The sequence below is a fragment of the Pelagicoccus sp. SDUM812005 genome (genome assembly GCF_031127875.1).
GTDB lineage: Bacteria > Verrucomicrobiota > Verrucomicrobiia > Opitutales > Opitutaceae > Pelagicoccus.
In genome coordinates, this window is record NZ_JARXIA010000016.1 from 127702 (window position 1) to 149927 (window position 22226).

At 60.2% G+C, this 22226-nt stretch carries 18 protein-coding genes and 1 tRNA gene; 14 read left to right on the forward strand and 5 right to left on the reverse strand.

All coding sequences use genetic code 11. The annotated features are described in order from the left end of the window. Window positions 1–44: 44 nt before the first annotated feature. Window positions 45–908, forward strand: coding sequence for a DUF6159 family protein (locus QEH57_RS17845; RefSeq protein ID WP_309008133.1), 864 nt, complete (start codon window positions 45–47; stop codon window positions 906–908). A gap of 19 nt (window positions 909–927) precedes the next feature. On the opposite strand, the gene QEH57_RS17850 is transcribed toward QEH57_RS17845, so the two are convergent. The 3 genes from QEH57_RS17850 to QEH57_RS17860 all read right to left on the reverse strand — a co-directional run bounded on the left by QEH57_RS17850 (window position 928) and on the right by QEH57_RS17860 (window position 5519). Next, on the reverse strand, window positions 928–2559 hold the full coding sequence (locus QEH57_RS17850; RefSeq protein ID WP_309008134.1) for an agmatine deiminase family protein: 1632 nt from the start codon (window positions 2557–2559) through the stop codon (window positions 928–930). 41 nt (window positions 2560–2600) lie between these two features. After that, a complete protein-coding gene (locus tag QEH57_RS17855; protein WP_309008135.1) occupies window positions 2601–4577 on the reverse strand; it encodes a Sip1-related alpha-galactosidase in 1977 nt (658 codons plus the stop codon). A 216-nt stretch (window positions 4578–4793) separates the two neighbouring features. Further along, the gene (locus QEH57_RS17860) at window positions 4794–5519 is read right to left on the reverse strand and encodes a hypothetical protein (RefSeq protein WP_309008136.1); all 726 of its coding nucleotides are present in this window, start codon (window positions 5517–5519) and stop codon (window positions 4794–4796) included. A 123-nt stretch (window positions 5520–5642) separates the two neighbouring features. Here QEH57_RS17860 and QEH57_RS17865 point away from each other — a divergent pair. Further along, window positions 5643–5732 (forward strand) — tRNA-Ser (locus tag QEH57_RS17865). 437 nt (window positions 5733–6169) lie between these two features. On the opposite strand, the gene eda is transcribed toward QEH57_RS17865, so the two are convergent. After that, a complete protein-coding gene (gene eda, locus QEH57_RS17870) occupies window positions 6170–6820 on the reverse strand; it encodes a bifunctional 4-hydroxy-2-oxoglutarate aldolase/2-dehydro-3-deoxy-phosphogluconate aldolase (RefSeq protein WP_309008137.1) in 651 nt (216 codons plus the stop codon). Between the two features lie 51 nt (window positions 6821–6871). On the opposite strand from eda, the gene QEH57_RS17875 reads away from it, so the two are divergent. From QEH57_RS17875 to QEH57_RS17900, 6 genes are all read left to right on the forward strand, one after another. Next, window positions 6872–7585 (forward strand): helix-turn-helix domain-containing protein, encoded by a 714-nt coding sequence (locus tag QEH57_RS17875; protein WP_309008138.1) that lies wholly within the window; start codon window positions 6872–6874, stop codon window positions 7583–7585. 149 nt (window positions 7586–7734) lie between these two features. Then, window positions 7735–8154, forward strand: coding sequence for a hypothetical protein (locus QEH57_RS17880; RefSeq protein WP_309008139.1), 420 nt, complete (start codon window positions 7735–7737; stop codon window positions 8152–8154). 149 nt (window positions 8155–8303) lie between these two features. After that, the gene (locus QEH57_RS17885; protein WP_309008140.1) at window positions 8304–9524 is read left to right on the forward strand and encodes a TolC family protein; all 1221 of its coding nucleotides are present in this window, start codon (window positions 8304–8306) and stop codon (window positions 9522–9524) included. A 15-nt stretch (window positions 9525–9539) separates the two neighbouring features. Continuing rightward, complete coding sequence (locus tag QEH57_RS17890; RefSeq protein WP_309008141.1) at window positions 9540–10655, forward strand: efflux RND transporter periplasmic adaptor subunit; 1116 nt, start codon at window positions 9540–9542, stop codon at window positions 10653–10655. A gap of 6 nt (window positions 10656–10661) precedes the next feature. Then, complete coding sequence (locus QEH57_RS17895; protein WP_309008142.1) at window positions 10662–13829, forward strand: efflux RND transporter permease subunit; 3168 nt, start codon at window positions 10662–10664, stop codon at window positions 13827–13829. 46 nt (window positions 13830–13875) lie between these two features. Beyond that, the gene (locus QEH57_RS17900) at window positions 13876–14346 is read left to right on the forward strand and encodes a hypothetical protein (RefSeq protein ID WP_309008143.1); all 471 of its coding nucleotides are present in this window, start codon (window positions 13876–13878) and stop codon (window positions 14344–14346) included. Between the two features lie 33 nt (window positions 14347–14379). Here QEH57_RS17900 and QEH57_RS17905 read toward each other — a convergent pair whose 3' ends face one another. Then, a complete protein-coding gene (locus QEH57_RS17905) occupies window positions 14380–14655 on the reverse strand; it encodes a hypothetical protein (RefSeq protein ID WP_309008144.1) in 276 nt (91 codons plus the stop codon). Window positions 14656–14781: 126 nt separating this feature from the next. Between QEH57_RS17905 and QEH57_RS17910 the strand changes: the two genes are divergently transcribed. The 6 genes from QEH57_RS17910 (at window position 14782) to truB (ending at window position 22223) form a co-directional block, all read left to right on the forward strand. Beyond that, window positions 14782–16035: a DUF2851 family protein gene (locus QEH57_RS17910; protein ID WP_309008145.1), complete on the forward strand. Its 1254-nt coding sequence runs from the start codon at window positions 14782–14784 to the stop codon at window positions 16033–16035. 105 nt (window positions 16036–16140) lie between these two features. Next, window positions 16141–17400 carry a transcription termination factor NusA gene (gene nusA, locus QEH57_RS17915; protein ID WP_309008146.1) on the forward strand — a complete coding sequence of 420 codons (1260 nt, stop codon included), beginning with the start codon at window positions 16141–16143 and terminating at the stop codon, window positions 17398–17400. A gap of 67 nt (window positions 17401–17467) precedes the next feature. Beyond that, entirely contained in the window at window positions 17468–20005 is a 2538-nt protein-coding gene (gene infB / locus QEH57_RS17920; protein ID WP_309008147.1) for a translation initiation factor IF-2, read from the forward strand. Window positions 20006–20102: 97 nt separating this feature from the next. Beyond that, window positions 20103–20489, forward strand: a complete 387-nt coding sequence (gene rbfA, locus QEH57_RS17925; RefSeq protein ID WP_309008148.1) for a 30S ribosome-binding factor RbfA — start codon at window positions 20103–20105, stop codon at window positions 20487–20489. Beyond that, a complete protein-coding gene (locus QEH57_RS17930) occupies window positions 20486–21493 on the forward strand; it encodes a DHH family phosphoesterase (protein ID WP_309008149.1) in 1008 nt (335 codons plus the stop codon). The genes rbfA and QEH57_RS17930 overlap by 4 nt, the downstream gene beginning before the upstream one ends. A gap of 4 nt (window positions 21494–21497) precedes the next feature. Then, the gene (gene truB, locus QEH57_RS17935; protein WP_309008150.1) at window positions 21498–22223 is read left to right on the forward strand and encodes a tRNA pseudouridine(55) synthase TruB; all 726 of its coding nucleotides are present in this window, start codon (window positions 21498–21500) and stop codon (window positions 22221–22223) included. Window positions 22224–22226: the final 3 nt, after the last annotated feature.

Here is a 22226-nt window from a genome sequence, read left to right on the forward strand (position 1 = left end):
GGATTCGAGGCATGCTTGGTTTTTGGATACAACCGCTATTCGTTATGTTTGAAAGTTTATCTCGGAGTTGGGAATTCGCGAAGTTGAGCTATGGGCTCATGTGGGAAAACAAGCACCTCATTGTGTTTCCGATCGTTTCGACCGTGTCGGCCTTCCTGGTGTTGGCCAGCTTCGCTTTGCCGCTCTGGCAATCGGGGAAGTTGGAGGAGTGGCAGGCCTTCCTCGATGGCACAGCCCAGACGGGCGAGGATTCTACGGTCTACCTGATCGCCTTCGCTTTCTATTTCTGCAATTACTTCGTGATCGTCTTCTTCAATACGGGCCTCGTCGCTTGCGCCTTGAAGATTATAAACGGGGAGTCCGCATCGCTTGGCTATGGAATGTCCTTCGCGGCGAAACGCTTGCCGCAGATTCTTAGCTGGGCCCTGCTGTCGGCCGTGGTCGGCATGCTCCTGAAGATGATCGAACGCATGAACGAAAAGGTGGGATCCTTCATCGCTTCGATCCTCGGTTTCGCATGGACTGCTCTGGCCTATTTCGTGGTGCCGGTGATCGTGGTGGATGGCGAAGGCGCGGTGGGAGCTATCAAGAAGTCGACTCGGATTCTCAAGGAGAACTGGGGGACTGCCTTGAGCGGCAACTTTTCCTTGGGCTTGATCGGCTTCCTGCTCATGCTGCCGATCCTCTTGCTGCTTTTCTTGGGGTTCCAGCTAATGGGCGGCAGCGCCTCGTCGCTTTTGCTTTTTGGGTTCATAGGCGCTGCGGCGCTCGCGATCGTGCTGGTGGCAGCTTTCACCTCGGCCGCGGATTCGGTGTTCAAGGCTTACTTGTACGCTTACGCAACAGGGAAGACGGTGCCTCGAAATGTGGATACAGCGTCCTTCCGCTCTGCCTTCACGCAGAAGTAGCTACGGCCAGGACGGCGTATCAGTCGTCTAGCGGAGCGACTTGTGGGATGGTAATGGATACGCAGTGCAGGGCTCCGAGCTCCTTGGCCATGTAGTCGGAGTTGATCCATTCGAAGGTAGCCTTGGGGAATGCGGTGGCGTAGGCGGCTTCGACTTGCTTTTCCATTTCCTGCATTTGCTCGAGGGTTTCGCCTTTGGCGGGACGGTAGCGGGGGAGCAGCAGGGTGGTCCCTTTCGCGTGCTTCAGGATGATGGAGTTGGCGTAGGAGCGGTACACGGTGGTGTAGGATACATGCACGCTTTCGAGCTGTTCGAGCGGGGCGTGCAGGAAGTGTTGGGCGGCGAGGTCGAGGTCTTCGCGATTGTTGAAGTTGAGCGCCTTGCCGACGGTGGAGTGGAAGTGCTTGGCGATCATCTTGTCGGCCGAGAGTTTCTTGGGGTCTCCTTGGGGCAGGGCGAGGTAGCTGAGGTAGTTGATGCCGATCTCCTCGCAGACCGTGGCGAGCACCTGGGCTACGATGGTGCTGGTGACCATGGCCGGACTGTCTTCGATCAAGGCTGGGGAGGGGAGCGGGACTTGGCGGAGGCGAGGAAACTTCTTGCTGAGGTAGGCGAGGTTGGTGTCCTGGGCTTGCTTGGCCTGGCGTGCGAGCAGGCGGGCGCTGGCGCTTTGGCTTGAGGTCGTGTCGGGAGCTTTTGAATACAGGACGACCTCGTCGGACAGGAACTTGAGCATGAGGTCGAGGTGTCGGGCGGCGTTGCCGGGAAAGGCGTTCAGCACGTGAACCTCCTTGGCTTCGAAGTAGTCTTGGATGGTTTCGACCACGAGGCGCTTGTTGCCGCCGTTGAGCAGGATGGTATCTTCGGAAATGAATACGTTTCCGGCGCCGTCGGCGATGAAGTCTCCTCCTTGCAGGGTGAGGGGCGGCCGAACGATGTCGCAGTCGATGGACAGGGTTTGCCGGATGTGCTTGGCGAGGTAGGGCGGAGTGACGTCGAGTTGCCGGCCTTCCTTGCGGAAGGATATAAAGGCGTTGAGGTCTTGCTGGAGGTCGGGCGAGTCGAGGTCCAAGGGGGCGTTGACGAAGGTCTCCATCTCGCCTTCCACGTTGCGGTAGATGGTATCGATCGCGATGAGCTGGTTCTCTCGGGACAGGGCGAAGATCGGCCCGAAATCGCGTATCCAAAAGGATGCGGCGCGGCTTTCGGCGAAGCTGAGGCGGGAGGCGTGCGTTGCGATGGTTGGGTTTTGCAGCAGGAGCTTTTCGAAGTGGATCAGGTGTTTCGATTCGAAGTTGTCGTAGCAAACGACCACGTCGACATGCTGGATGGCGGCGGCAATGAGCTCGCGGTAGAAGTCCTGCACCTTGACCTCGCGAATCGCGTCGACCAGCGAGGTGCTCACCGCGAGCGCTCTGGTTTCGTCCCACTCCGTGTAAAGGCGCTTCAGCGGCACCGGGTCCGTGGGGATCGTCATGGGATTGAAGAACCCGGCGCTGGAGCGATTGAGCATGTCCTTGAGCTGGGCGGCGCCGGGGCGCGGCGTTTGGGCGCCGGGAGCGGGGACGTCGGCCCGCGACGCGGGCGCGGCGGATAGGCTCAGCAACGAGCAAAGGAGCAGCGCGGGGGCTGAAGCGAAAGGACGTATCATCGGTGTGGTTTGGGATGGGTGGCGCCGCGCCGTGGCGAGCGCTAGAGCGGGAATTCTAGCTCAACAACGCACTGGGACGAATTTGGAATTCGGACGCGATAGAAATTTTGGGCAGCGGTTTCGATTTCCGCCGGGTTGCCGTTCGCCGTCGCGCGAAGGGGCGGCGTTTCGGAGTAGAAGCCTACTCGCGTCCCGCCGGCTTCGTAGCAGGAAACGAACTTACCCGCTTCCTGCCAGCCGGCCGATACCAGCACGGCTCCTCCGTTGAGCAGCTCGGTCGCTCCGAGGGCGGCAACGCCGTTTTGCAGGCTGGCTAGCGTCAAGGTGGTGGCCTGCAGGGGAGCGAGGGTGACCGTTGCCGACGCGTCTCGATCGAGGAGCTGCAAGCTCTCGCTTTGGCTGTCGAAAACTGCGAAGCGCTCGCCTGTCAGGGAAGGGATGTCCGCAGGCGAAAAGGTATCGCTCAGGGAGGTCGCTTGTCCGTCGGGCGCCGTTGCGGGCGAGACGTTGAACATGGCGATCGCACCAAGGGTGGGGGTCTTGTAGTTGGCGATCTTGAGCAAGCGGGAACCTTGGCGCGGATCTTCGAGCAGTCGATCGACGGGTAAGCCGGCCGGCTGGGGCCAGCGCGGGACCGTTCCGTCCGGGAGGCTGACGCTGTGGATCAGCTCGAAATCGTGCTCGCCCGGCTTGTCGGAAAGGTAGATCGGCCCGCCGGAGATGGCTCGGGCTGCGGCGTGGAAAGGGGCGTGCTCCGCCTTGGACTGGAACATGTCCCAATCCGGAATGGCGAAGTGGGAGGAGAGCAGGCTGTTGTAGGCGTTCCAGGTAACGAAGTCCGCCTGGTAGGCGTCCGGCTTGAGCGGGAAGAAGTCGTCGGTGTTCCGCCAAAGGTTGCCCTGGGAGAGGTTGAGCAGAATCTCGGAAACGTTGCACATGCAGTGGAGGGGAGAGTCCTGGAAGTGGCGCTGGCTGGCGCCTTGCAGGGCGGCTTGGTAGCTCAGCTGGGTGGATACGCGAGGCAGGCGCTCTCCGGCGAATTGCTCGATCATCGCTTGGTTGTCGACCTTGACGAAGTCGACGCCTTGGCTTTTCAGCCACTGGTAGAAGGCGTCGTAAAACTGGGCGATTTCGGTGGGATCCACGAGGTGGCGAAGTTGGGTCGCGAACTGTTCGGGCCAGTCGTCGAAGGTGCCTGAGGCGTCGGGGCAGGCGAGGATCGAGAAGGCTTGGGATAGCGGCCCCTGGGGATCGACGCCTTGCCAGTAGCCCTGCAAGGCGTGCCAGACGCCGACCCGTTCGATGCCGTAGTCTCGCTTGGCCGCTTCGATCACGGCGCCGAGGCCCTGGGGGAATTTCCCTTCGTCCGTGGCGAAGTCGACCATGCGAAAGCGTTCGGTCTTCTGCCAGCCGTCGTCGATGATGAGGAAGCCCGGCGCGATGCCGCCGCTTTTGAGTTTTTCCAATCCTTCCAGTATCCCCTTTTCCGATACGTCTTGGTAGAAGGCATCCCAGGTGCACCAGCCGAGGCGATCGATGAAGCGGGGCTCGGGCTTTTCCTCGCGAAGGAGAAAGGTTCCGAGCTCCTTCTGGGCGGCGGCAACGGCGAGGGCGATCGCTTCGCGAGGATGGCTGTGGCAGCCGAGGGCGAAAGCGTGCTCCGAGCTCGCTGGGGAGGAGGCGGAGCAAGGGATCCAGCGGGCCGATAGGCCGTTCGCGTCGGCGGAGAGCTTCGCCCGACCGAGGGAGGAGGCCAGCGGAAGCAAGGCGACGAAACCTTGGTGGGCGGTTTCCCAAAGCAGGAGGGCGATTTCTGCCAGCTCGCCCAGTTTCGCGGGCTGCTTCGCGAAAAACGGCTCGAACCAGAAGGGCCCGCTGCGAGCGATGGCGAGGCAGCTTTGCAGCTCGAGGAGCTCCGGGCTCGCTGGGAGGTCGCTGGATGGGAGGATTTGGCTGAATCCGTGCTTCGATGCGGCGGCTGGGCTGGGGACGCCTTTGATAAGTGTTGAGTGCTTCATGGTGCGGTAAGGGAGGTGTATCGCTATCCGAGGGCACTCGCGTTTCCGCTCCGGCCCCAGTCTGCGAGGAGAGGGAGCAATGGAGAAAAACGGGAAGCGTGGAAACCTGTGACTATTTAGAATCGAAATTGGCAATAGCGTTCCCGTCCGGTTGTGGCGTCCGTGACGCGTCGTGAGGGGTTAGGGGCGCGGCAGCCCTTTCGCCAATTGAGTGGCCTAGTCTAATCCAGGACGTTTGAAGTCGCGAGCTTGAGGAAAGCTGGCTTCGGCTTCGCTCGTGATCTTTTGCAGCAAAGTCAGAAGCGGGAAAATCGCGTCCTGATGCTCTGGATACGCGTTGAGAAGTTGGCCCCAGGCGGAGAGGCTTCGGTCCGCGGCGACGAGGGCGACCTTCGCGGAGCCATTGGCGTCGTCTAAGCCGATCTCATCTTGGGCGCTTTCCGTCGCCCGACGTAGTTTCGTGTATAGGAAGCTCTGGTACCAGGATACTATCTCGAGGGCCTCTGCGTGTGGCTTGGGAAAGTCGATGCCGAGCGGTTTGCATTGGCTACGCTGTCGATCGAATTGCTCGAGGGCTTGAGAGGCGAGGCGGGCGTATTGGCGGGCGAGTTGGACGCAGCGGGCATTTGCGGCGCGATTGGCGCTTTGCTCGAGGTCTCGATCGCTTTGCCGGAGCAGTTCGTCGGTCAATTCGATGCCTTCTGCTTGCAGGCGTTGCTCGAGCATCTGAAGCGCGAGCGCCAAGGAGTCTTCGATTGCCTTCCAGAAACTTTGGTTTTCTTGGTCTGAGCTCGGTTGCTGGGCGGCGTTTCGTTGTTCGATTTCGAATACGGAGCAGCGAAGGGTGCGGGGACAACGCTCGCACCAGCGGTCGCAGTAGTTGTGGATGCCAGGGATGAGGCGGGGGTTGGAAACGAGTTCGGAAAGGTCTTCGGGAATCATGGTGGGGGCGATTCGGCTAAGGATGGAGAGGGATCTTGTCGGGACTGCCCAGGAAGTTCAAAGGGAATGAAGACAGGCCTTGCAATTTGCGTTCTCGGTCATTTGATGCCCGTTTTTCATGTTGGAGAAGTGCCAGAGTGGTCGAATGGGACTGACTCGAAATCAGTTGTGGGGGTAACTCCACCGGGGGTTCGAATCCCTCCTTCTCCGCCATGAGGATCTCGGAGGGATGAGAAGCCCTGGGGTTCGACGCAGCGAGCCTGCGAGCGAAGAAGGGGCATGCGCAGCATGAGTCCGCAGGACCTGTAGCGAAGCGAAAGCCAATCCCTCCTTCTCCGCTCTGCTCGAGTGTCGCTGACGCTCGGTACTCCGCCATGAAGATCTCGGAGGGATGAGAAGCCCTAGTAGATATGGGAGTTAGCCCTTTGAGAGCGTTCTCGGTTCCGAGCTCTAGGGGTTGTAAGCCGACGCCGACAGCTGTCCGATCGTTCTCATCGTTCACGACGGAGGACTCTCTGAATCGGATCCTATAAAATGAAAACGCCCCACCGCTTTATGGCTGGGGCGTTCAATCGTATATCACTCAATTATCGCGTACTGAGAAATAGATAGGGGCCTTGGGTAGGACCTGGGAAAGCGAACTGGGATCCCTAGGCTTTCGCTTCCGCAGCGATTTTTACGGCTGCGGCTGCGGTGGCTTCGATGCCGTCCCAGTCCTTGGCGGCGATGCGGTCGGTCTTGGCGAGCCAGGAACCGCCGATGGCTGCCACGAGCGGGGAGGAAAGGTAGGAAGCCATGTTGGCTTCGCTCAAGCCGCCCAGCGGTACGAAGCCGATGCCGAGGTGCTTGTAGGGAGCTGCCATGGTGTTGAGGGTCTTCATGCCGCCGGCCGATTCGGAGGGGAAGAACTTCATGGTCTTGCAGCCGAGCTCGAGGGCTCGCTCGATGTCGCTAGGCGTCATGACGCCGGGAGCGAAGGGGAGGCCAACTTTGTCGGCGTGCTCGATGACGCGGCTGTTGAGGCCTGGAGCGACGCCGAACTGGGCGCCGGCCGCGAGGGCGGCGTCGACTTGTTCGGTGGTGAGGATGGTGCCGGCTCCGAGGAGAATTTCCGGTACGCCTTCGCGGATGGCGCGGATTGCGTCGAGGGCAGCGGGGGTGCGCAGGGTCAGCTCGATGGCAGTGATTCCGCCGCGCTGGAGCGCTTGGGCCATCGGCACCGCGTCAGCAGCGTCTTCGATTGCGATTACAGCGATGATGCCGCTGGAGCGGATCTGGTCTTCTATTTTTTGAGTCAGCATAATGGACAAATTTGTTTGAAATGCGGACGAGTAAGAGTCTTTCTTCGTCGCATGTCAAAAGAAACACGTCAGCTCGCTACATCTCTTTTCAAGGGCTTGGACCTCTTGTCTTTGCTCTCCGCGGAGCGGCAGGGCTTGGGGATCCAGGAGCTGGTCGAGTCGATGAGCTTGCCGCGCACCAGCTTGCTTCGCTTGCTGGACAGCCTGATCCACTACGGCTTGGTGACGCGTGGGGAAGGGCGGCGATACATGGTGACGCAGACCTTTCGGGACTGGCGCAAGGCGGATCCGGACGAGCAGTTGCGGGAGCGCTTCGCCCCGATGATGCGGCGGATCACCGACGACCTGGGGGAGATGACGACCATGGGGCGGCTTTCGGGTCGGGAGTTCATGCACATCCACTGCGAGGAGCCGGACTGCCGGGTGCGGGTGACTCCGCCGGTGGGGCGTCGTTTCGCGATCGAGAAGATGGCGATGGGCAAGCTGCTGCTTGGGGTGCGTCCGGATTTGATTCCGGCTGGAGCGAGCGACGAGTATCGAGCGGAGCTGGAGATGATCAAGAAGCAGGGCTTTGCCATGAACCTGGGGGAATCGGAGGATGCGATCGTGGCTTGGGCGACGTGGCTAGGGGAGCCGTCGCCGTTGACGCCTTTGTTCGCGGTGACCTGGCCGGATTTCCGCTTTTCGGAGGAGTCGCTGGAGCGGGCTATCTATTTGCTGGAGCGGGAAAGCGAGCGGGTGGGGCCGTTTCCGCTTTTCGACTGACGGCGGCTTCCGGAGCGCTGTTATTGGGTTTTGCAAACGCTTGTCGTTAAGGGAAAACCGTGGGCCGTCGTCGTAAAACGCTTGAACTTTTCCTGAATCGTTGCGTCTGATTTGCCGTTCTTGTAACAGTGATGAAGAAACTCGCCTGTATGCTCAGCCTCCTAGCCCTCGCCTTCAATGTGGCGACAGGGTTTTCTGGTAGCATCTTGTTTTGCGAGCACGCTTCGGGCGATACGCACTTGGTTTCGCGTGAGGCTCACGTTGTGGAGGTGCACGAGAGCGCTTGCCACGAGCACGATCCCATTTTGTTGCGGGATGCCTCGGTCGAGGAATGTTGCGAGACCTGTACGGATATTGAGGTCGGCGGGGACGATCTGCGGGACTTGCTGCGCAGTTCCAACCAGGAACGCATCGCGGCGCCGCCTGTGGTTTCGGTGGAGTTCACCAGTTTCGACTTGGCGGAACTTTTCGATTCCGGTTTGGCTTCCCTTTTGCCGGCCACTCGCGCTCCGCCTGCTGGCGAATCGCTGACCCGTTTGCAGGTTAAGCGCACTGTATTGAGAATCTGATTACTCCTGTTTTTAGCGTTTCGGCTGAGCCTTGGGCTTTCGCTGGAAAGATCGCTGCTCTCGCGTGAGGGCGGCCCTTCGCTAATCCCGACAGGAGTTTTTCTATGTTCAGATTCTATCAATTTTCAGCATTTATCGTATCAACTTTTTTGATTCACGCCTCCCTCGCGGGGCAAGAAACAGCGCCGCAAAGCTATTCCCGATCGCAGATCGTGGGCTTGGCCCTGCAGGGCAACAAGTCCTTGCAGGCGGCGCGAACCTTGATCGAGCAGGCGGAAGCGCGGTGCGAGGGAGCGGGGTTGCGTTCCAATCCCGAGCTCAAGCTCGACTACTCTACGGACTGGTTCTTTAAGGACGAGGGGCAGCAGATGTTGGGCGTCGCCTTCGAGCAGCGCTTTCCCGTGACCAAGCGGCTCTCTATCTTGAAGGGGATCGCTGGGGTGGAGATCGAGCTGGCGAAGGCGGAGGTGCGCAACCAGGAGCGCTTGCTGGTTCGGGAGGTTGAACTGCTCTGCAACGAGATCGCCTACATCGATGCGGAGCTGGAGCTGCGTCACGCTTTGGTGGAGAACGACAAGGAGTTCGCGGACTTCGTGGCGTCCCGCATCGAGACGGCCGAGGCCTCGCCTTTCGAGGCGAACCAGGTCAGGATCGAGTTGCATATCTTGGAGCAGGAGATCGAGCACTTGGAGACGGATCGGGCCCGCTTGCTGGAAAGCTTGCGCGCTCGGGTGGGCTTCGAGGTGGGCGAGACCATTAACTTGAGCTATCGTTTGGACCTTGGCCGCGAGGAACCGGTGTTTACGGATTTCGGTATCGAGGAATTGGAGACGCACCCGGAGTACCAGTTGAGAAGCCTGCTTTTGGAGATTGCGGACAAGCGGGAGTCGCTGGCCTTGGCAAGCCGCTGGGGCGATGTTTCCTTGGGGCTGGGAATCAAGGAAGAGCGTTCTATCGATCATCCGCTGGGGATCGGGACGGAACGGGTATTGGGATTTAGCGTGTCGGTGCCTTTGCCGATGAAGAAGCGCAGCGAGAGCCTGCACCGGGAGAGCGTTTTGGAACGGCGCCAGATGGAGCAGCTGCGCGATGCGGTGTCGCTAGAACTGCGCAGCAAGGCGAGAGCGATGCGAGAAGAAGCGGCTCACTTGTATCTGCAGTCGCTGGAGTTTCAGGAGAAGATTACCACCTTGGTGGAGATCAATCTCAAGGAGATGGCGGAAGCCTATGCGGCGGGGTTAGTGAGCCTGAACGAGGTTTTTCGTTCGCAGGGGCAAGGCCTCAAGATTCGCTCGGCTCACCTGGAAATGGTGCGCGACTACGAACAGGCGCTCGTCGAGTGGCGGGCCGCTGTAGCAAAGAACATTTAGATTTTATTTTTAGAGATGAAGCGAAACGCATTGATCGGGATTTTTTGTTTGCTGGGGCTGCTTGGCAGCGAAGCGGCGGGTAATCCGAACTTGATAATATTGGACGAGTCCGGGGTGCGTAACCTAGGTATCCAAACGGTGGAAGCCTTGGAGCGGGATTTCGAAAGCACGGTTTTCGCAATCGGTCGAGTGGAGGAAATCCCCTCGTCGCGAGCGGTGCTTTCCAGTCGCATCGCGGGGCGGGTGGTGGACCTGAACGCCTTCGAAGGGGATACGGTATCCGAGGGACAGATACTAGCGCGGATCGAAAGTCGCCAGCTTGGCAATCCGCCTCCTACGATCGAACTCAAGTCTCCGCAATCGGGGCTTGTAGTGAATTCCCACGTACGCTTGGGGCAGCCGGTGGAGCCGGACTTCGAGCTGATGGACATCTCGGACCGCTCCCGCGTGTGGGCGGTGGCCAAGATTCCAGAGCAGGAAGCGGCGCGGATCGACGTTGGCTCCCGGGCTCATATTCGCGTACCGGCCTTGGGCGAGGCCGTGATCGAAGCCACCTTGGCTCGCTTCGGGGTCGATGCGGACCGCCAAGCCGGAGCGGTGGAGGGGATCTTCGTGCTCGATAATGAGGCGGGCCGTTTGCGTCCCGGCATGCGAGTGGAGTTCTCCATCGTGCTGCAGTCGCGTAGCTCCGTGATGAGCATCCCTCGCGAGGCGGTGCAAGGGGATCCGACCAATCGGGTCGTCTTCGTGAAGGACTTCGACTTGCCGCATGCCTTCGTGCGGGTGCCGGTGGTCCTGGGCGAGCAGAACGATCGTTTCGTGGAAGTGGTGGCAGGCCTCTTTCCGGGCGACGAGGTGGTGACGCGCGGTTCCTATTCCTTGGCTTTTGCGGGGGGGGGCTCCGGCATTTCCTTGAAGGAAGCGCTCGATGCGGCCCATGGCCACGAGCACAACGAGGATGGTTCGGAAATCACGCCGGAACAGCGGGCGGCGGCCAAGCGAGCGGCGGCGGGAGGCGGCGAGAGCAAGGAGTCGTCCAAGTTGCTGATCGGCTACGCGATTGCGGTGACGCTGCTGTGCGCCGTGCTGGCTCAGTTGCTGATGCGTCGCTCGAAAGAACGGAAGGGGTAGCGGACGATGTTGAATTACCTGATACGCTTTTCGCTCGCTCAGAGAGCATTGATTCTCGCCTTCGCCGTTGTGATTTTGGCGTGGGGCGTGAAGACGACCCGGGAGTTGCCGGTGGAGGTTCTGCCGGACTTGACCAAGCCGACCGTCACTTTGCTGACCGAGTCGCCCGGTTTCGCCCCGGAGGAAGTGGAGACCTTGGTGACGATCCCTTTGGAGAACGCTTTGATGGGAGTGACGGGAGTGTCGCGCCTGCGCTCGGTCAATGACGTGGGCCTGTCGCTCGTATTCATCGAATTCGATTGGGGCACCGATATCTACCAAGCCCGCCAGTTTGTGCAGGAGCGCATCACCGGAGTGGCGGAATCGTTGCCCGAAGGCGTGACTCCTTACATGACGCCGGTCGCTTCCTTGATGGGCAATATCATGCTGGTGGGCATGATGGATCCTAGCGGCAAAACGGATCCTCGGGAGCTGCGCACGCTGGCCGACTGGACAGTGGGGCGCCGCTTGCAAGCGATCCCGGGAATCGCGGAAGTTCTAGCCATGGGCGGCGGCGTCAAGCAGGTGCAAGTGCAGCCGCGCCCCGATCGCATGTTGGCCCTTGGTGTAAGTTTCGAGCAAATACACGATGCGGCGGCCAATGCGGTGCGCAATTCCACCGGTGGCTTTCTGACCGAGTCGGCCCAGGAGATCATGGTGCGAAACCTCGCTATGAGCACCGACCTGGACGAGATCGCGGATACGGTGGTGAGCTACGAAAACGATCGTCCCATTCGCTTGAAGGACGTTGCTCACGTGGTGTGGGATATCGAGCCCATGCGGGGCGATGCAGGGCTGGGAACCAAGCTCGACGCGGAAGGCAATATCGACGACTCGGGGCAGACCGTTGGCTATACGGGCGTGATTCTGAGCGTTACCAAATCGCCCGGATTCGATACGCTTGCCCTTACGGACCGAGTGGAAAAGGCGATGGAAGAACTGTCGCAGACCTTGCCGGAAGGAGTGCGCTTGGTGACTGTCTATCGGCAAGCCGACTTCATCGATCTGGCCATCGGCAACCTGCAGGAAGCCTTGCGGGACGGAGCCATTATGGTGGCGGCGGTGCTGTTTCTGTTTTTGCTGAATGTTCGTATCACCCTCATTACCTTGACGGCGATTCCGCTGTCGCTGGGGATAACGGTTATCGTATTCGATCTTTGGGGACTGTCGGTCAACTCCATGACTTTGGGCGGGCTTGCGGTGGCGATTGGCATGGTGGTGGACGACGCGATCGTCGACGTGGAAAACGTATTTCGGCGCCTGCGCGAAAACGCCGCTCTCGAGAATCCGCGCTCCAGCTTGGAAGTGATCGCTCAAGCTTCGGCGGAGGTTCGCTCATCCATCCTCTACGCGACGGTGCTGATCATTTTGGTATTTCTGCCGCTGCTTGCCTTGAGCGGGGTAGAGGGGCGACTGTTTTCTCCCATTGCAGTTGCGACCATGGTGAGCATGGGAGCTTCGTTTATCGTATCCTTGACCGTGATACCAGTGCTCAGCTCGTACCTGCTGAAGCCGAAAGCGGGCAAGGCCCATCGGGACGGATTTTTCGTTCGTGGGTTGAAGTCGCTTTTTGAATACACGTGGCTGCGCTTCTCGCTGAGCCAACCCTTGCTCGTGATACTGTTTACCGGCGGGCTGCTGTATTTTGCCTACGCTTCCTTCATGCAAATGGGAGGAAGCTTCCTGCCGGCGTTCCGCGAGCCGACCTTGCTGATCGCGACCACCACGGCACCCGGGACTTCCTTGAAGCAGACGACGGAACTGGCCGTGACTGCTCAGGATTTGCTTCTGCAGGTGCCGGAGGTGAAGACCGTTGGCTATCGAGTCGGGCGAGCGGAAAAGGGAGACCATGTGGTGCCGGTTTCTACGGTAGAGTTCGACGTGGAGTTTCGGGAAGATTTCGGCCGCCCGCGCGACGAGATCTTGGAGGACCTGCGAACGAAGATGCGGGGCATTCCGGGAACCTTTAGCGCCATGAGCGGACCTTTGGCGGACCGCGTGGGACACATGCTGAGCGGGGTTTCGGCGAAGGTGGCGGTCAAGGTCTTTGGCCCGGATCTCGATGAGCTGCGCCGCATGGGTACGGAGATTGCAGGCATTGCCCGCAGTATTCCCGGCTTGGAGGAAGCTCGTATCGAGCAGCAGGCCCCGATTCCGCAGCTGCGGATCGAGGTCGATCGCAAGCGTGCTTTGGCCTACGGAGTGACCCCTGGCGAGCTGAACGATCAGCTGGCTGCCCTCATGGGGGGAGAAGTCGTGGCGGAGATCTACGAGGAGCAGCGCGTTTACGACCTGGTGGTGCGGCTTCCTCAAGAGTGGCGAGAGTCGCCGAACCGTTTGGCGAATCTCTATATAGATACGCAAAGCGGTCAGAGAATCCCTTTAAGCTATGTAGCCGAGATTCGCCAAGCGACCGGCCCGAATACCATATTGCGGGAGAATACGCTGCGCCGTTTCGTGGTGTCGATCAACCCGACGGTGGACGACTTGAATTCGGTGGTAGAGGAATTGCAGGAGCAGGTCCGGGAGCAGGTCGAGTTGCCGACCGGTTACACGATTTCCTTCGAGGGTGAGTACGAGGCCCAGCAGGAGGCCCGGCGGACGATCCTGATCATGTCGGCTATCGTGTTGCTGGTGATCACCTTCCTGCTCTTCAGCTATTTCAAGGGTTTTGGCTTCGTGCTGCTGGTGCTCACGATCGTGCCGATTTCCTTGATCGGAAGCGTTCTCTATACACGTTATACTTTGAACAATATCAGTATCGCGACCTTGGTCGGCTTCATCGCGGTGGCGGGAATTTCCGCTCGCAATAACATCATGCTTATCTCGCACTACTTGCACCTGATGCGACAGGAAGGGGAAGCCTTCGGTCGTGCCATGGTCGTGCGTGGCACGCTGGAGCGACTGGTTCCGGTGCTGATGACTGCGATATCGGCAGGGCTCGCTCTGATCCCGCTGGTGCTCGCGGCCGACGCTCCCGGCAAGGAAATCTTGAATCCCGTGGCGGTCGTCATCGTGGGCGGGCTGGTGAGCTCCACCCTTTTAGGGCTCGGCGTAACGCCAGCCCTGTTTCTCACCTTTTGTCGCAAGACAGCAGAAAACTCAATTCGTCTCAAGGCGGCCGCCTCGGAGTAGGGATCGGCCCGTCCGTAACCATTAATCCAATACAAATATGCCTATTATGAAAAAGACCATCCTATCAATCGCAGCCCTGGCTAGCCTGGCGCTCAGTTCCGTATTCGCTTCCGGCGACCATCATGGCATCGTTCCGCCCAATGGCGGACGCATGATCAAGTCGCTCGATCCGCAGGCGGAAGTTTACATCGCCGATGACGGACAGGTCCGCGTGACCTTCGTGAGCGACGAGGGCGAAGTCATTTCGCCGTCGGAGCAAGTCGTCACCCTTGTCGGGGGCGACCGCATGAATCCGATCCGCATGTCCTTCGACAAGAAGGGGGAAGCCTTCGTTTCCGAAGGGAAACTGCCTTTGGAGAAGCGTATCCCGATTTTGGTGCAGGTGCAGGCCAGCCCGACCTCGGAGGTCGTGCGCGAGCGCTTCAACCTCAATCTCGGCCAGTGCCCAAGCTGCGACTACAAGGAGTACGCTTGCCGCTGCCACGACGACGAGCCGGAGTCGGGCCACGACCACTAAGGGGCCGCGTTAGCGCGCGAAACCCTTATTGCGCTACCTCCGCCGTTGGGCGGCGGTAGCGTTTTTTTTCATCCGCCGCCAGATCCAGTAGAGTGCGAGGCCGACCCAGATCCACCAAGCCCGGAGGAGGTTCTGCAGCATGACGCGGAAGACCGGCACGAGGATCACGAGGGCGGCGCCCGCCAGCAAGCCGATCCAGAGGGTCTTCCTCTTGAGGAAGGTGACAAGGTTGGCTCGTTTGCTCTGAGGCTTCTTTTCTCCGGGAAGTTCGTCGACGACTTCCCAATCTGGCTCGTTCTGCGGGGACATTGGCTGGCATATGCAGGGAAAGCGGGAGCGGCGTCAATGCTTTGTCCTAAGCGGCCTGCCTAAAGAAAACGCTTGGTCGGGCGCGTTTTGTTTCTAGGCTATCGCTTTCCAAACTCTCTGTTACCCATGCCCCATTCTACCTGTCTGCAATCCGTGGAGGAATTCCACGGGCCTTACGGTCCCTATCAAGTCAGCGAGCTGGTCCTGCAAAAGATTTGGCTGGAGCAGGCCTTCGACCTTGGCCGGCTGTGCGACCAGTTCGGCCGCTTGGTCGAAGTCATCCACCCGGGAACCTGGAACCGGCTCGACGGGCCGGATTTCCGCGATGCCATATTGCGCATCGACGGGGTGGAGGTGCGGGGGGACGTGGAAATGCATTTTTCGCAAGCCGACTGGAACGCCCACGGACATCAGGGGGATGCAGCCTACGATGGGGTCGTCCTGCACGTGCTCTACTACACGCCTGCCAAGGGCTCCGCCGCGGCTCGCACCCGCTCCGGAGCGGTTTTGCCAACCGTCGCCTTGCTGCCCTTGCTTTGGTACTCGCTCGAGGAGTACGCGGGCGACGATTCATTGATCGCCTCCACGGGTGTGGATTTGCGGCCCGAGGTGGAGACTCTTATGAACTTTTCCCTGGCGGAGCGCAGGCGGCAGCTGGTCGGCTTCGCGCAACGGCGTTGGAAGATGAAGTGCCACTACGCCGCCCAGCGCATCGAGCGCCTCGGCTGGACTGGGGCCTGCCATCAGAGCGCCTTGGAGGTGATGGGCTTCGCCCGCAATCGAGTGCCCATGCTGATGATCGCGGAGCGTCATTCGCTGGCGGACTGCGCTCGGGGCGGTTTGACGGCGGATCTCCTAATGGATGTCGGCGAGGACCGCTGGCGGATGAGCGGGTGTCGCCCCGCCAATCACCCGCGCCTGCGCCTGCAGCAGTACTTGCAGCTTGCCGCTGCGGCGGAGGATTGGCCGGAGCGCTTGGCGGACTGGGGCGAGGATTGGGTGGAGTGCCAGGTCGAGCCCGAAGACGAGGAGTGGGGCACGCAGGCCCTGCGCTGCGAAATGGGAGTGGCAAAAATTCGCAAATTCGTGACGGAAGAAATTCTCGTTCGTAAAATCGGCGGCCAGAAGGCGGACACCTTGGTGTGCGACGCCTTGCTGCCGCTGGTGGCGGCTAGGCGAGGCATGGACGGCTTCGCCGCTTGGTTCCACTGGAACGCTGGGAATGGCCCTGCTTCCTGCACGGAAGCCTTGCGGCTGCTGCAGGTTCTGGAGCGTGGGCGGACCCCGATGAGCAACGGGTGGCTGCAGGGGGTGCTCGGCGCCAAAAGCCGCTGTCATAGAGAAGAGGATGGGGGGAGCCACGTCCAAGCACACGCTTGACTTTCTGATTGTCGGGAAATTTAGTGCCCGCTTCACAATTTCAATTATTTTTTGAAAGTGGGTCATTGACCCGCTTTTTTTTTCAAATACGCACCAACTTCTAAGATGAGCAGCGAAATTCTTTCAGTCCTTGAGTACATGGAAAAGGAGAAGGGGATCGGTCGTGAAGACATGATCTCCGCCATTATTACGGCCATTAAAAACGCCGCAGCCAAGGGCGTGAACGCTGGCCAGGAACTCAAGATAACCATCGATCCGCGTCACGGTAAGATGCACGCGTGGGCCTTGCTCAACGTGGTGGATTCCGTGAGCGACCCGAAGACTGAAATTTCCCTCGAAAAGGCCCGTCTGGTCGACGACGAGCTGAACATCGGCGACATTTACGAAAAGGAAATCGACCCGGCCTACCTCGGCCGCATCGCCGCCCAGACGGCTCGACAAGCCATCATGCAGCGTCTGCGCCAGTTCGAGAAGGAGCGCATCTACGACGACTTCAAGGACCAAGTAGGCGACATCGTCAGCGGCATCGTGCGCCGCCGCGAGCGCGGGGACTTGATCGTGGACCTCGGCAAGGCCGAAGCCATGATGCCGTCGCGCGACCAAGTGCCTGGCGAAGACTACTCTCCCGGCGAGCGTATCCGTTGCTTCCTTCTTAAGATAGAAGCTACCAACCGCGGGCCGGAGCTCATCCTCACCCGTTCCAACCCGAAGTTCGTGCTTCGCCTCTTCGAGCTCGAAGTGACCGAGATCGCGGACGGAACGGTAAAGATCGAAGCCTTCTCCCGCGAGCCGGGCTACCGCACCAAGATCGCGGTAACGTCGGCGGATCCGAAGGTCGATCCAGTCGGCGCCTGCGTGGGCGCTCGTGGCGCTCGCGTCAAGAGCATCGTTCGCGAGCTCGGCGGGGAAAAGATCGATATCATCCGTTACTTCGAGGATCCCAAGGAGATGGCTCTGGAGGCCCTCAAGCCTGCCATCCCGCGCGCCGTGCACATGGACGAGCGCAACCGCCGCATCACGATCGAAGTTTCCGAAGACGATCTGGCCATCGCGATCGGGCGCAAGGGGCAGAACGCTCGCCTCACTTCCAAGCTGGTGGGCTGGAAGATCGACATCATGAAGGAAGAGGTCAAGGAGGTCTCCATGGAGACCAAGCAAGCGGAAGCTGCCCAAGGCCTCAACCAGATCGAAGGTATCGACGCTGCCACTGCGGAGCGTCTCGTTAACAATGGTTTGATCAGCCCGGAACTCTTCCTCGATGTCGAAGAAGACGACTTGGCTGAAATGGGATTCTCCGCTGAAGAAGCGGCTGACATCCTCGCTAAGGTGACTCAGTTCCTCCAGTCGCAGAACATCTCATCTTAATAGGCATAGGACTCTCCAAACGCCTCCGTTTACTTTTCATTTTTTACAGCGACACACATTTCCCTGCATGAGCGTTAGAATCTACCAGTTGTCTAAAGAAATCGGTCTGGAAAACGCCGAACTAATCGAGTTGCTGCGCGAGCGCGGCTTCGAGGTTAAGAGCGCGTCCAGCACGGTCGACAACATCTCCGCCGAATCCCTCCGCGAGGAATTCGCCAATAAAACCTCTGCAAGCGAAAGCGACTCAGACGAGGCAGCTTCGGAACCGGAAGCAGAGGAACCAGCAGCTCCCGAGCCCCCTTCGGCTCCGGACCTCGCATCCTTTGTCCGCAGTCCCGAGGATATCGCCAAGGAAAAGGAAGAGGCCAAGAAGGCCGCCGCAGCCGCTGCTGCGCCGAAGCCGCCTGCACCTCCTCCTCCCGCGCCCGCCGCCCCCGCCGCGCCGAAGCCCGTCGGTCCTCCTGCTCCACGTCCAGTGGCGCCGCCTCCCATGGCTCCGCCGTCCGGTCCGGGCCGTGTTGCCCCCCCGGCTGCCAGCAAGCCAGCTCCCGTCTCTCCGCCGCCCGCAGCGGCCAACCCTGGGGTTCGCCCGGCACCGTCGGCCACGCCGCCTGCGCCGCCCGCGGCCAAGGTCCCCGCTCCGGTCAAGGCTCCTGCTCCGGCAGCGCCTCCTCCGGCAGCTCCGGCCCCCAAGGCTCCACCTGCGCCGCCGGCGCCGCCAGCGTTGTCTGGACCTCCCAAGCCGCCTGCTCCCGCAGGGCCTGGCGCCGTAGCTCCTCCTTCTGCCGCCAAGCCTGAAGCGGCTACGGAAGCCGGCGATCCGGACGAGATCAAGCAAATCACTTTGAAGCCGCCGATCGTGGTGCGCGACTTCGCCAAGGAAATTGGCGTCAAGCCCTTCAAGCTCATCTCCGAGCTCATGGAAATGGGCATCTTCGCCTCCGTGAACCAGAGCCTCGAAGAGGAGGTCGCCAGCACCTTGGCCGCCAAGCACGGCTTCCTACTGGAAATCCGTCACCGCGGCGAAGGCAACAAGGCCAAGAAGAAGCAAGCCGCGGCGCCGGTAGACGAAGAGGAGTTGCTCGAGCACCGTCCTCCCGTGGTCTGCATCATGGGCCACGTCGACCATGGCAAGACTTCCTTGCTCGACTACATCCGCAAGGCGAACGTCACCAAGGGCGAAGCCGGCGGCATCACCCAGCACATCGGCGCCTACCAGATCGAGCACAACGATCACAAGATCACCTTCCTCGATACGCCCGGCCACGAAGCGTTCAACTCGATGCGCGCTCGCGGAGCGGACGTCACCGATATCGCCATCCTCGTGGTGGCGGCGGACGACGGCTTCAAGCCGCAGACCGACGAAGCTCTCAAGTTCATCCAGAAGTCTGGCGTTCAGCCCATCGTGGCGATCAACAAGATCGACACCAAGGGCGCCAACGTGGACCGCGTGAAGCAGCAGATGCAGGAACGCGGTATCGCTTCCGAAGACTGGGGCGGCCAGACCATCTGCGTCGAGTGTTCCGCCATCAAGGGAACCGGTATCGAAGAGCTCCTGGACATGGTATTGCTCCAGGCGGAAGTCCTCGAACTGCAAGCCAACCCCAAGAAGCCATCGACCGGTATCGTGATCGAGGCTTCCGTGGAAGTGGGCCGCGGCCCGACGGCTACCATTATCGTACAAGCTGGCACTTTGAAGGTTGGCGACGCCCTCGTTTGCGGCGCGGCTTCCACCAAGGTGAAGGCCATGCTCGACGAAAACGGCAAGCAGGTGAAGGTGGCTCCGCCATCGACTCCGGTACGCGTTATCGGCTGGTCCAGCACTCCGGATTGCGGAGACCAGTACGAAACCGTCAAGAACGAGAAGGTTGCCAAGTCCAAGGCCGCCGAGAACGAAATCGAAATCAAGGCCGAGCTGGCTGCGATGGAAGACGAAGCCACTGCCGGCATGACGCCGCAGGAGAAGCTCTTCGCCGCTATCGCCAAGACTCAGAAGAAGACGCTTCGCCTCATCGTGAAGGCGGACGCCTTCGGTTCGCTGGAAGCGATTTGCCAAGCCCTCAACTCGATCGAGAGCGAGAAGGTTGCCCTCGAGATTATCGGCAAGGGCGTCGGCGTAATCAGCAAGAGCGACGTGGAAAAGGCTGCTGCCGGCGACGCGGAAGTCATTGGCTTCAACGTTCGTTCCGACAATGGCGTACAAGCCGTGGCCAAGAACAAGGCGGTCAAGATTTCCAGCTTCCAGATCATCTACGAACTGGTGGATCGCGTCCGCGAGGACATGATCGAGATGCTCGATCCCGAGTTCCGCGAGAACAAGATCGGCGCCGCCGAAGTTCGCGCCGTGTTCCCGATCGCCAAGGGCTTCGTTGCCGGCTGTTTGGTCACCGAAGGTCGCGTTTCCCACGGAGCCAACGCTCGCGTGCTGCGTCGCAACAAGGTCCTGCACGACAGCAAGGTCCTTACCCTGCGCCGCGTGAAGGACGACGTGAAGGAAGTTCGCGCCGGTACCGAGTGCGGTATCCAGGTCGAGAAGTTCAACGACTACAAGCCGGGCGACACCATCGAAATCTACGAGGTGCACGAGGTTCGTGCCGCTCTGTAATCTTTAGTTCAACGAATGTAGGAGCGACCTTGGTCGCGAAGACTCTTTTCCTAAAAGCCGATTCGCGACCGAGGTCGCTCCTTTTTTCCCTAGTCAGATGAGCAATCGAAAAGTTAGAGTAGGCGAGCTGGTCAAGCGTGAGATCAGCGACATCCTGCACACGCGCTTCAAGTCGAGCGCCGTGTTGATCACCATCACGGAGGTCGACGTGTCGCCCGACAACAAGAACGCGCTCGTCTTCTATTCCGTGATCGAGGCGAACGGCTTTACCCGCAAGAAGGCCCAGCAGTTCTTCGCGAAGAACACGTCCATGTTCCGCCGCGAGCTGGGGAAGCGCATCATCCTCAAGTTCCTGCCAGCCTTGACCTTCGCCTTCGACGAGAAGAACAGGGCGGCTGCCATGGTGAACGAATTGATCGACGAGCTCGTGGAGCCGGAAGGCGAAGCCAGCAAGTCGGAGGGCGCCGACAAGCCAGAGGCATGAGCTACTACCCGCAGTTGGCCGAGCGCTTCAGCGAACTTTTCGCCAGCATCGCGAACGACAGGGTCTTGGTTCTCGGTCACGCTCGCCCCGACGGGGACTGCATCGGCTCCCAGCTGGCCTTGACCCGATTGTTGCGGGCGGAAGGGGTGGACGCGGTGGCCTACAACGCGGACCCGGTTCCGGATGCCTTGTCGTTCTTGATGGGCGATACCAAGATCGAGAAGTTCAGCGCGGACGCCTTGGACGGGAGTTCGCTGCTCTTCGTGGACTGCGCGGACGAGGTTCGCATCGGGCCCAAGTCGAGCAAGCTGATCGAGGGCAGCAACTACCTCGGCAATATCGATCACCACATTTCGAATACGAATTTCGCCCATTTCAACCTCGTGGAATCGGGCAGCGCCGCGACCTGCGAAATCATCGCCGGCCTGGCTTTCGATTTCGGTTGGGACGTCGACCCGCTGACGGCCCAGTGCCTGCTCACGGGGATCATGACCGATACGGGCCGCTACTCTTATGCGGCCACCTCCAGCCGCGTTTTCGAGCTCAGCGCCCGCTTGGTCGATTGCGGCGCCCGTCCGGTGCTCACGGCCCAAGCGCTTTACGAGAACGAGCCGAAATGCCGCTTGCAGCTGCTGCAGCGCTTTCTCGCGACCTTGACGACGCGTTGCGACGGCAAGGTGGGCACAGGGTACGTGCTGCATCAGGACTTTTTGGATACAGGCGCCAAATACGAGCACACGGAAGGCTTCGTCGACTACACGCGGGCCCTGGAAGGCGTGAAGATCGGCATCTATTTCGAGCAAAAGAAATCCACCGTGAAGGGCAGCTTTCGAGCGGAGTCCGCGGAGTACCGCGTTGATCGCCTGGCGCGCCAGTTTGGCGGCGGAGGGCACGCCTGCGCGGCGGCTTTCAGCTCGGACGAGTCGCTCGAGGAAATACGTCCCAAGGTCTTTGCCGCGATCGAGCGGCGCCTTGCGGAGGTCGAGCAGGAAAAGGAAGTTTAGAACAATGGAACAGAAAAGAGATCTTGAAGGCGTATTGCTAATCGACAAGCCCAGCGGGATGACCTCGCACGACGTGGTGGACCAGGTACGCCGTAAATTGAGAATGAAACGAATCGGACACGCGGGAACGCTCGATCCGATGGCGACCGGCCTGCTGATCATCCTCGTAGGCAAGGCCACCAAGCTTTCGCAGTTCCTCACCAGCATGGACAAGACTTACTCGGGTACCATCAAGCTGGGAGAGTCGACCAATACGCAGGACGCGGACGGGGAGATCACCGTGACGAAGCCCTTGCCCGAAGGCTTAACGCAGCTGCAGGCCCAGTTTGCCATGAGCGATTTCGTGGGCGACCAGTACCAGACGCCTCCCATGTTCTCGGCGGTGAAGATAAAGGGGCAACGCCTCTACAAGCTCGCTCGCAAGGGGCAGGAAGTGGAGCGCGAGCCCCGTTTCATCCGTGTATCCAAATTCGAGATCACCCGCTTCGATCTGCCGGAAATCGATTTCACCCTCGATTGCTCGAAGGGTACTTACGTGCGCACCTTGGCGAACGACTTCGGCGAAAAGCTGGGTTGCGGCGCTCACTTGACGGCCCTGCGTCGCGACGCCTCCAACGAGTTCGATACCTCCCGCGCTTTGCCGCTCGATGTCTTCAAGGAAATGGAGATTTCCGATATCGAAAAGAAGCTGATCCCGGCCCACGAAGCGATGCCGGAAAATCGTCTCTAAAGA

What these genes read in the sequence shown, in the direction of transcription:
- QEH57_RS17845 (WP_309008133.1), top strand. Translation starts at nt 45, where the DNA reads ATGTTTGAAAGTTTATCTCGGAGTTGGGAATTCGCGAAGTTGAGCTAT.
- QEH57_RS17850 (WP_309008134.1), bottom strand. Translation starts at nt 2,559, where the DNA reads ATGATACGTCCTTTCGCTTCAGCCCCCGCGCTGCTCCTTTGCTCGTTG.
- QEH57_RS17855 (WP_309008135.1), bottom strand. Translation starts at nt 4,577, where the DNA reads ATGAAGCACTCAACACTTATCAAAGGCGTCCCCAGCCCAGCCGCCGCA.
- QEH57_RS17860 (WP_309008136.1), bottom strand. Translation starts at nt 5,519, where the DNA reads ATGATTCCCGAAGACCTTTCCGAACTCGTTTCCAACCCCCGCCTCATC.
- eda (WP_309008137.1), bottom strand. Translation starts at nt 6,820, where the DNA reads ATGCTGACTCAAAAAATAGAAGACCAGATCCGCTCCAGCGGCATCATC.
- QEH57_RS17875 (WP_309008138.1), top strand. Translation starts at nt 6,872, where the DNA reads ATGTCAAAAGAAACACGTCAGCTCGCTACATCTCTTTTCAAGGGCTTG.
- QEH57_RS17880 (WP_309008139.1), top strand. Translation starts at nt 7,735, where the DNA reads ATGCTCAGCCTCCTAGCCCTCGCCTTCAATGTGGCGACAGGGTTTTCT.
- QEH57_RS17890 (WP_309008141.1), top strand. Translation starts at nt 9,540, where the DNA reads ATGAAGCGAAACGCATTGATCGGGATTTTTTGTTTGCTGGGGCTGCTT.
- QEH57_RS17895 (WP_309008142.1), top strand. Translation starts at nt 10,662, where the DNA reads ATGTTGAATTACCTGATACGCTTTTCGCTCGCTCAGAGAGCATTGATT.
- QEH57_RS17900 (WP_309008143.1), top strand. Translation starts at nt 13,876, where the DNA reads ATGAAAAAGACCATCCTATCAATCGCAGCCCTGGCTAGCCTGGCGCTC.
- QEH57_RS17905 (WP_309008144.1), bottom strand. Translation starts at nt 14,655, where the DNA reads ATGTCCCCGCAGAACGAGCCAGATTGGGAAGTCGTCGACGAACTTCCC.
- QEH57_RS17910 (WP_309008145.1), top strand. Translation starts at nt 14,782, where the DNA reads ATGCCCCATTCTACCTGTCTGCAATCCGTGGAGGAATTCCACGGGCCT.
- nusA (WP_309008146.1), top strand. Translation starts at nt 16,141, where the DNA reads ATGAGCAGCGAAATTCTTTCAGTCCTTGAGTACATGGAAAAGGAGAAG.
- infB (WP_309008147.1), top strand. Translation starts at nt 17,468, where the DNA reads ATGAGCGTTAGAATCTACCAGTTGTCTAAAGAAATCGGTCTGGAAAAC.
- rbfA (WP_309008148.1), top strand. Translation starts at nt 20,103, where the DNA reads ATGAGCAATCGAAAAGTTAGAGTAGGCGAGCTGGTCAAGCGTGAGATC.
- QEH57_RS17930 (WP_309008149.1), top strand. Translation starts at nt 20,486, where the DNA reads ATGAGCTACTACCCGCAGTTGGCCGAGCGCTTCAGCGAACTTTTCGCC.
- truB (WP_309008150.1), top strand. Translation starts at nt 21,498, where the DNA reads ATGGAACAGAAAAGAGATCTTGAAGGCGTATTGCTAATCGACAAGCCC.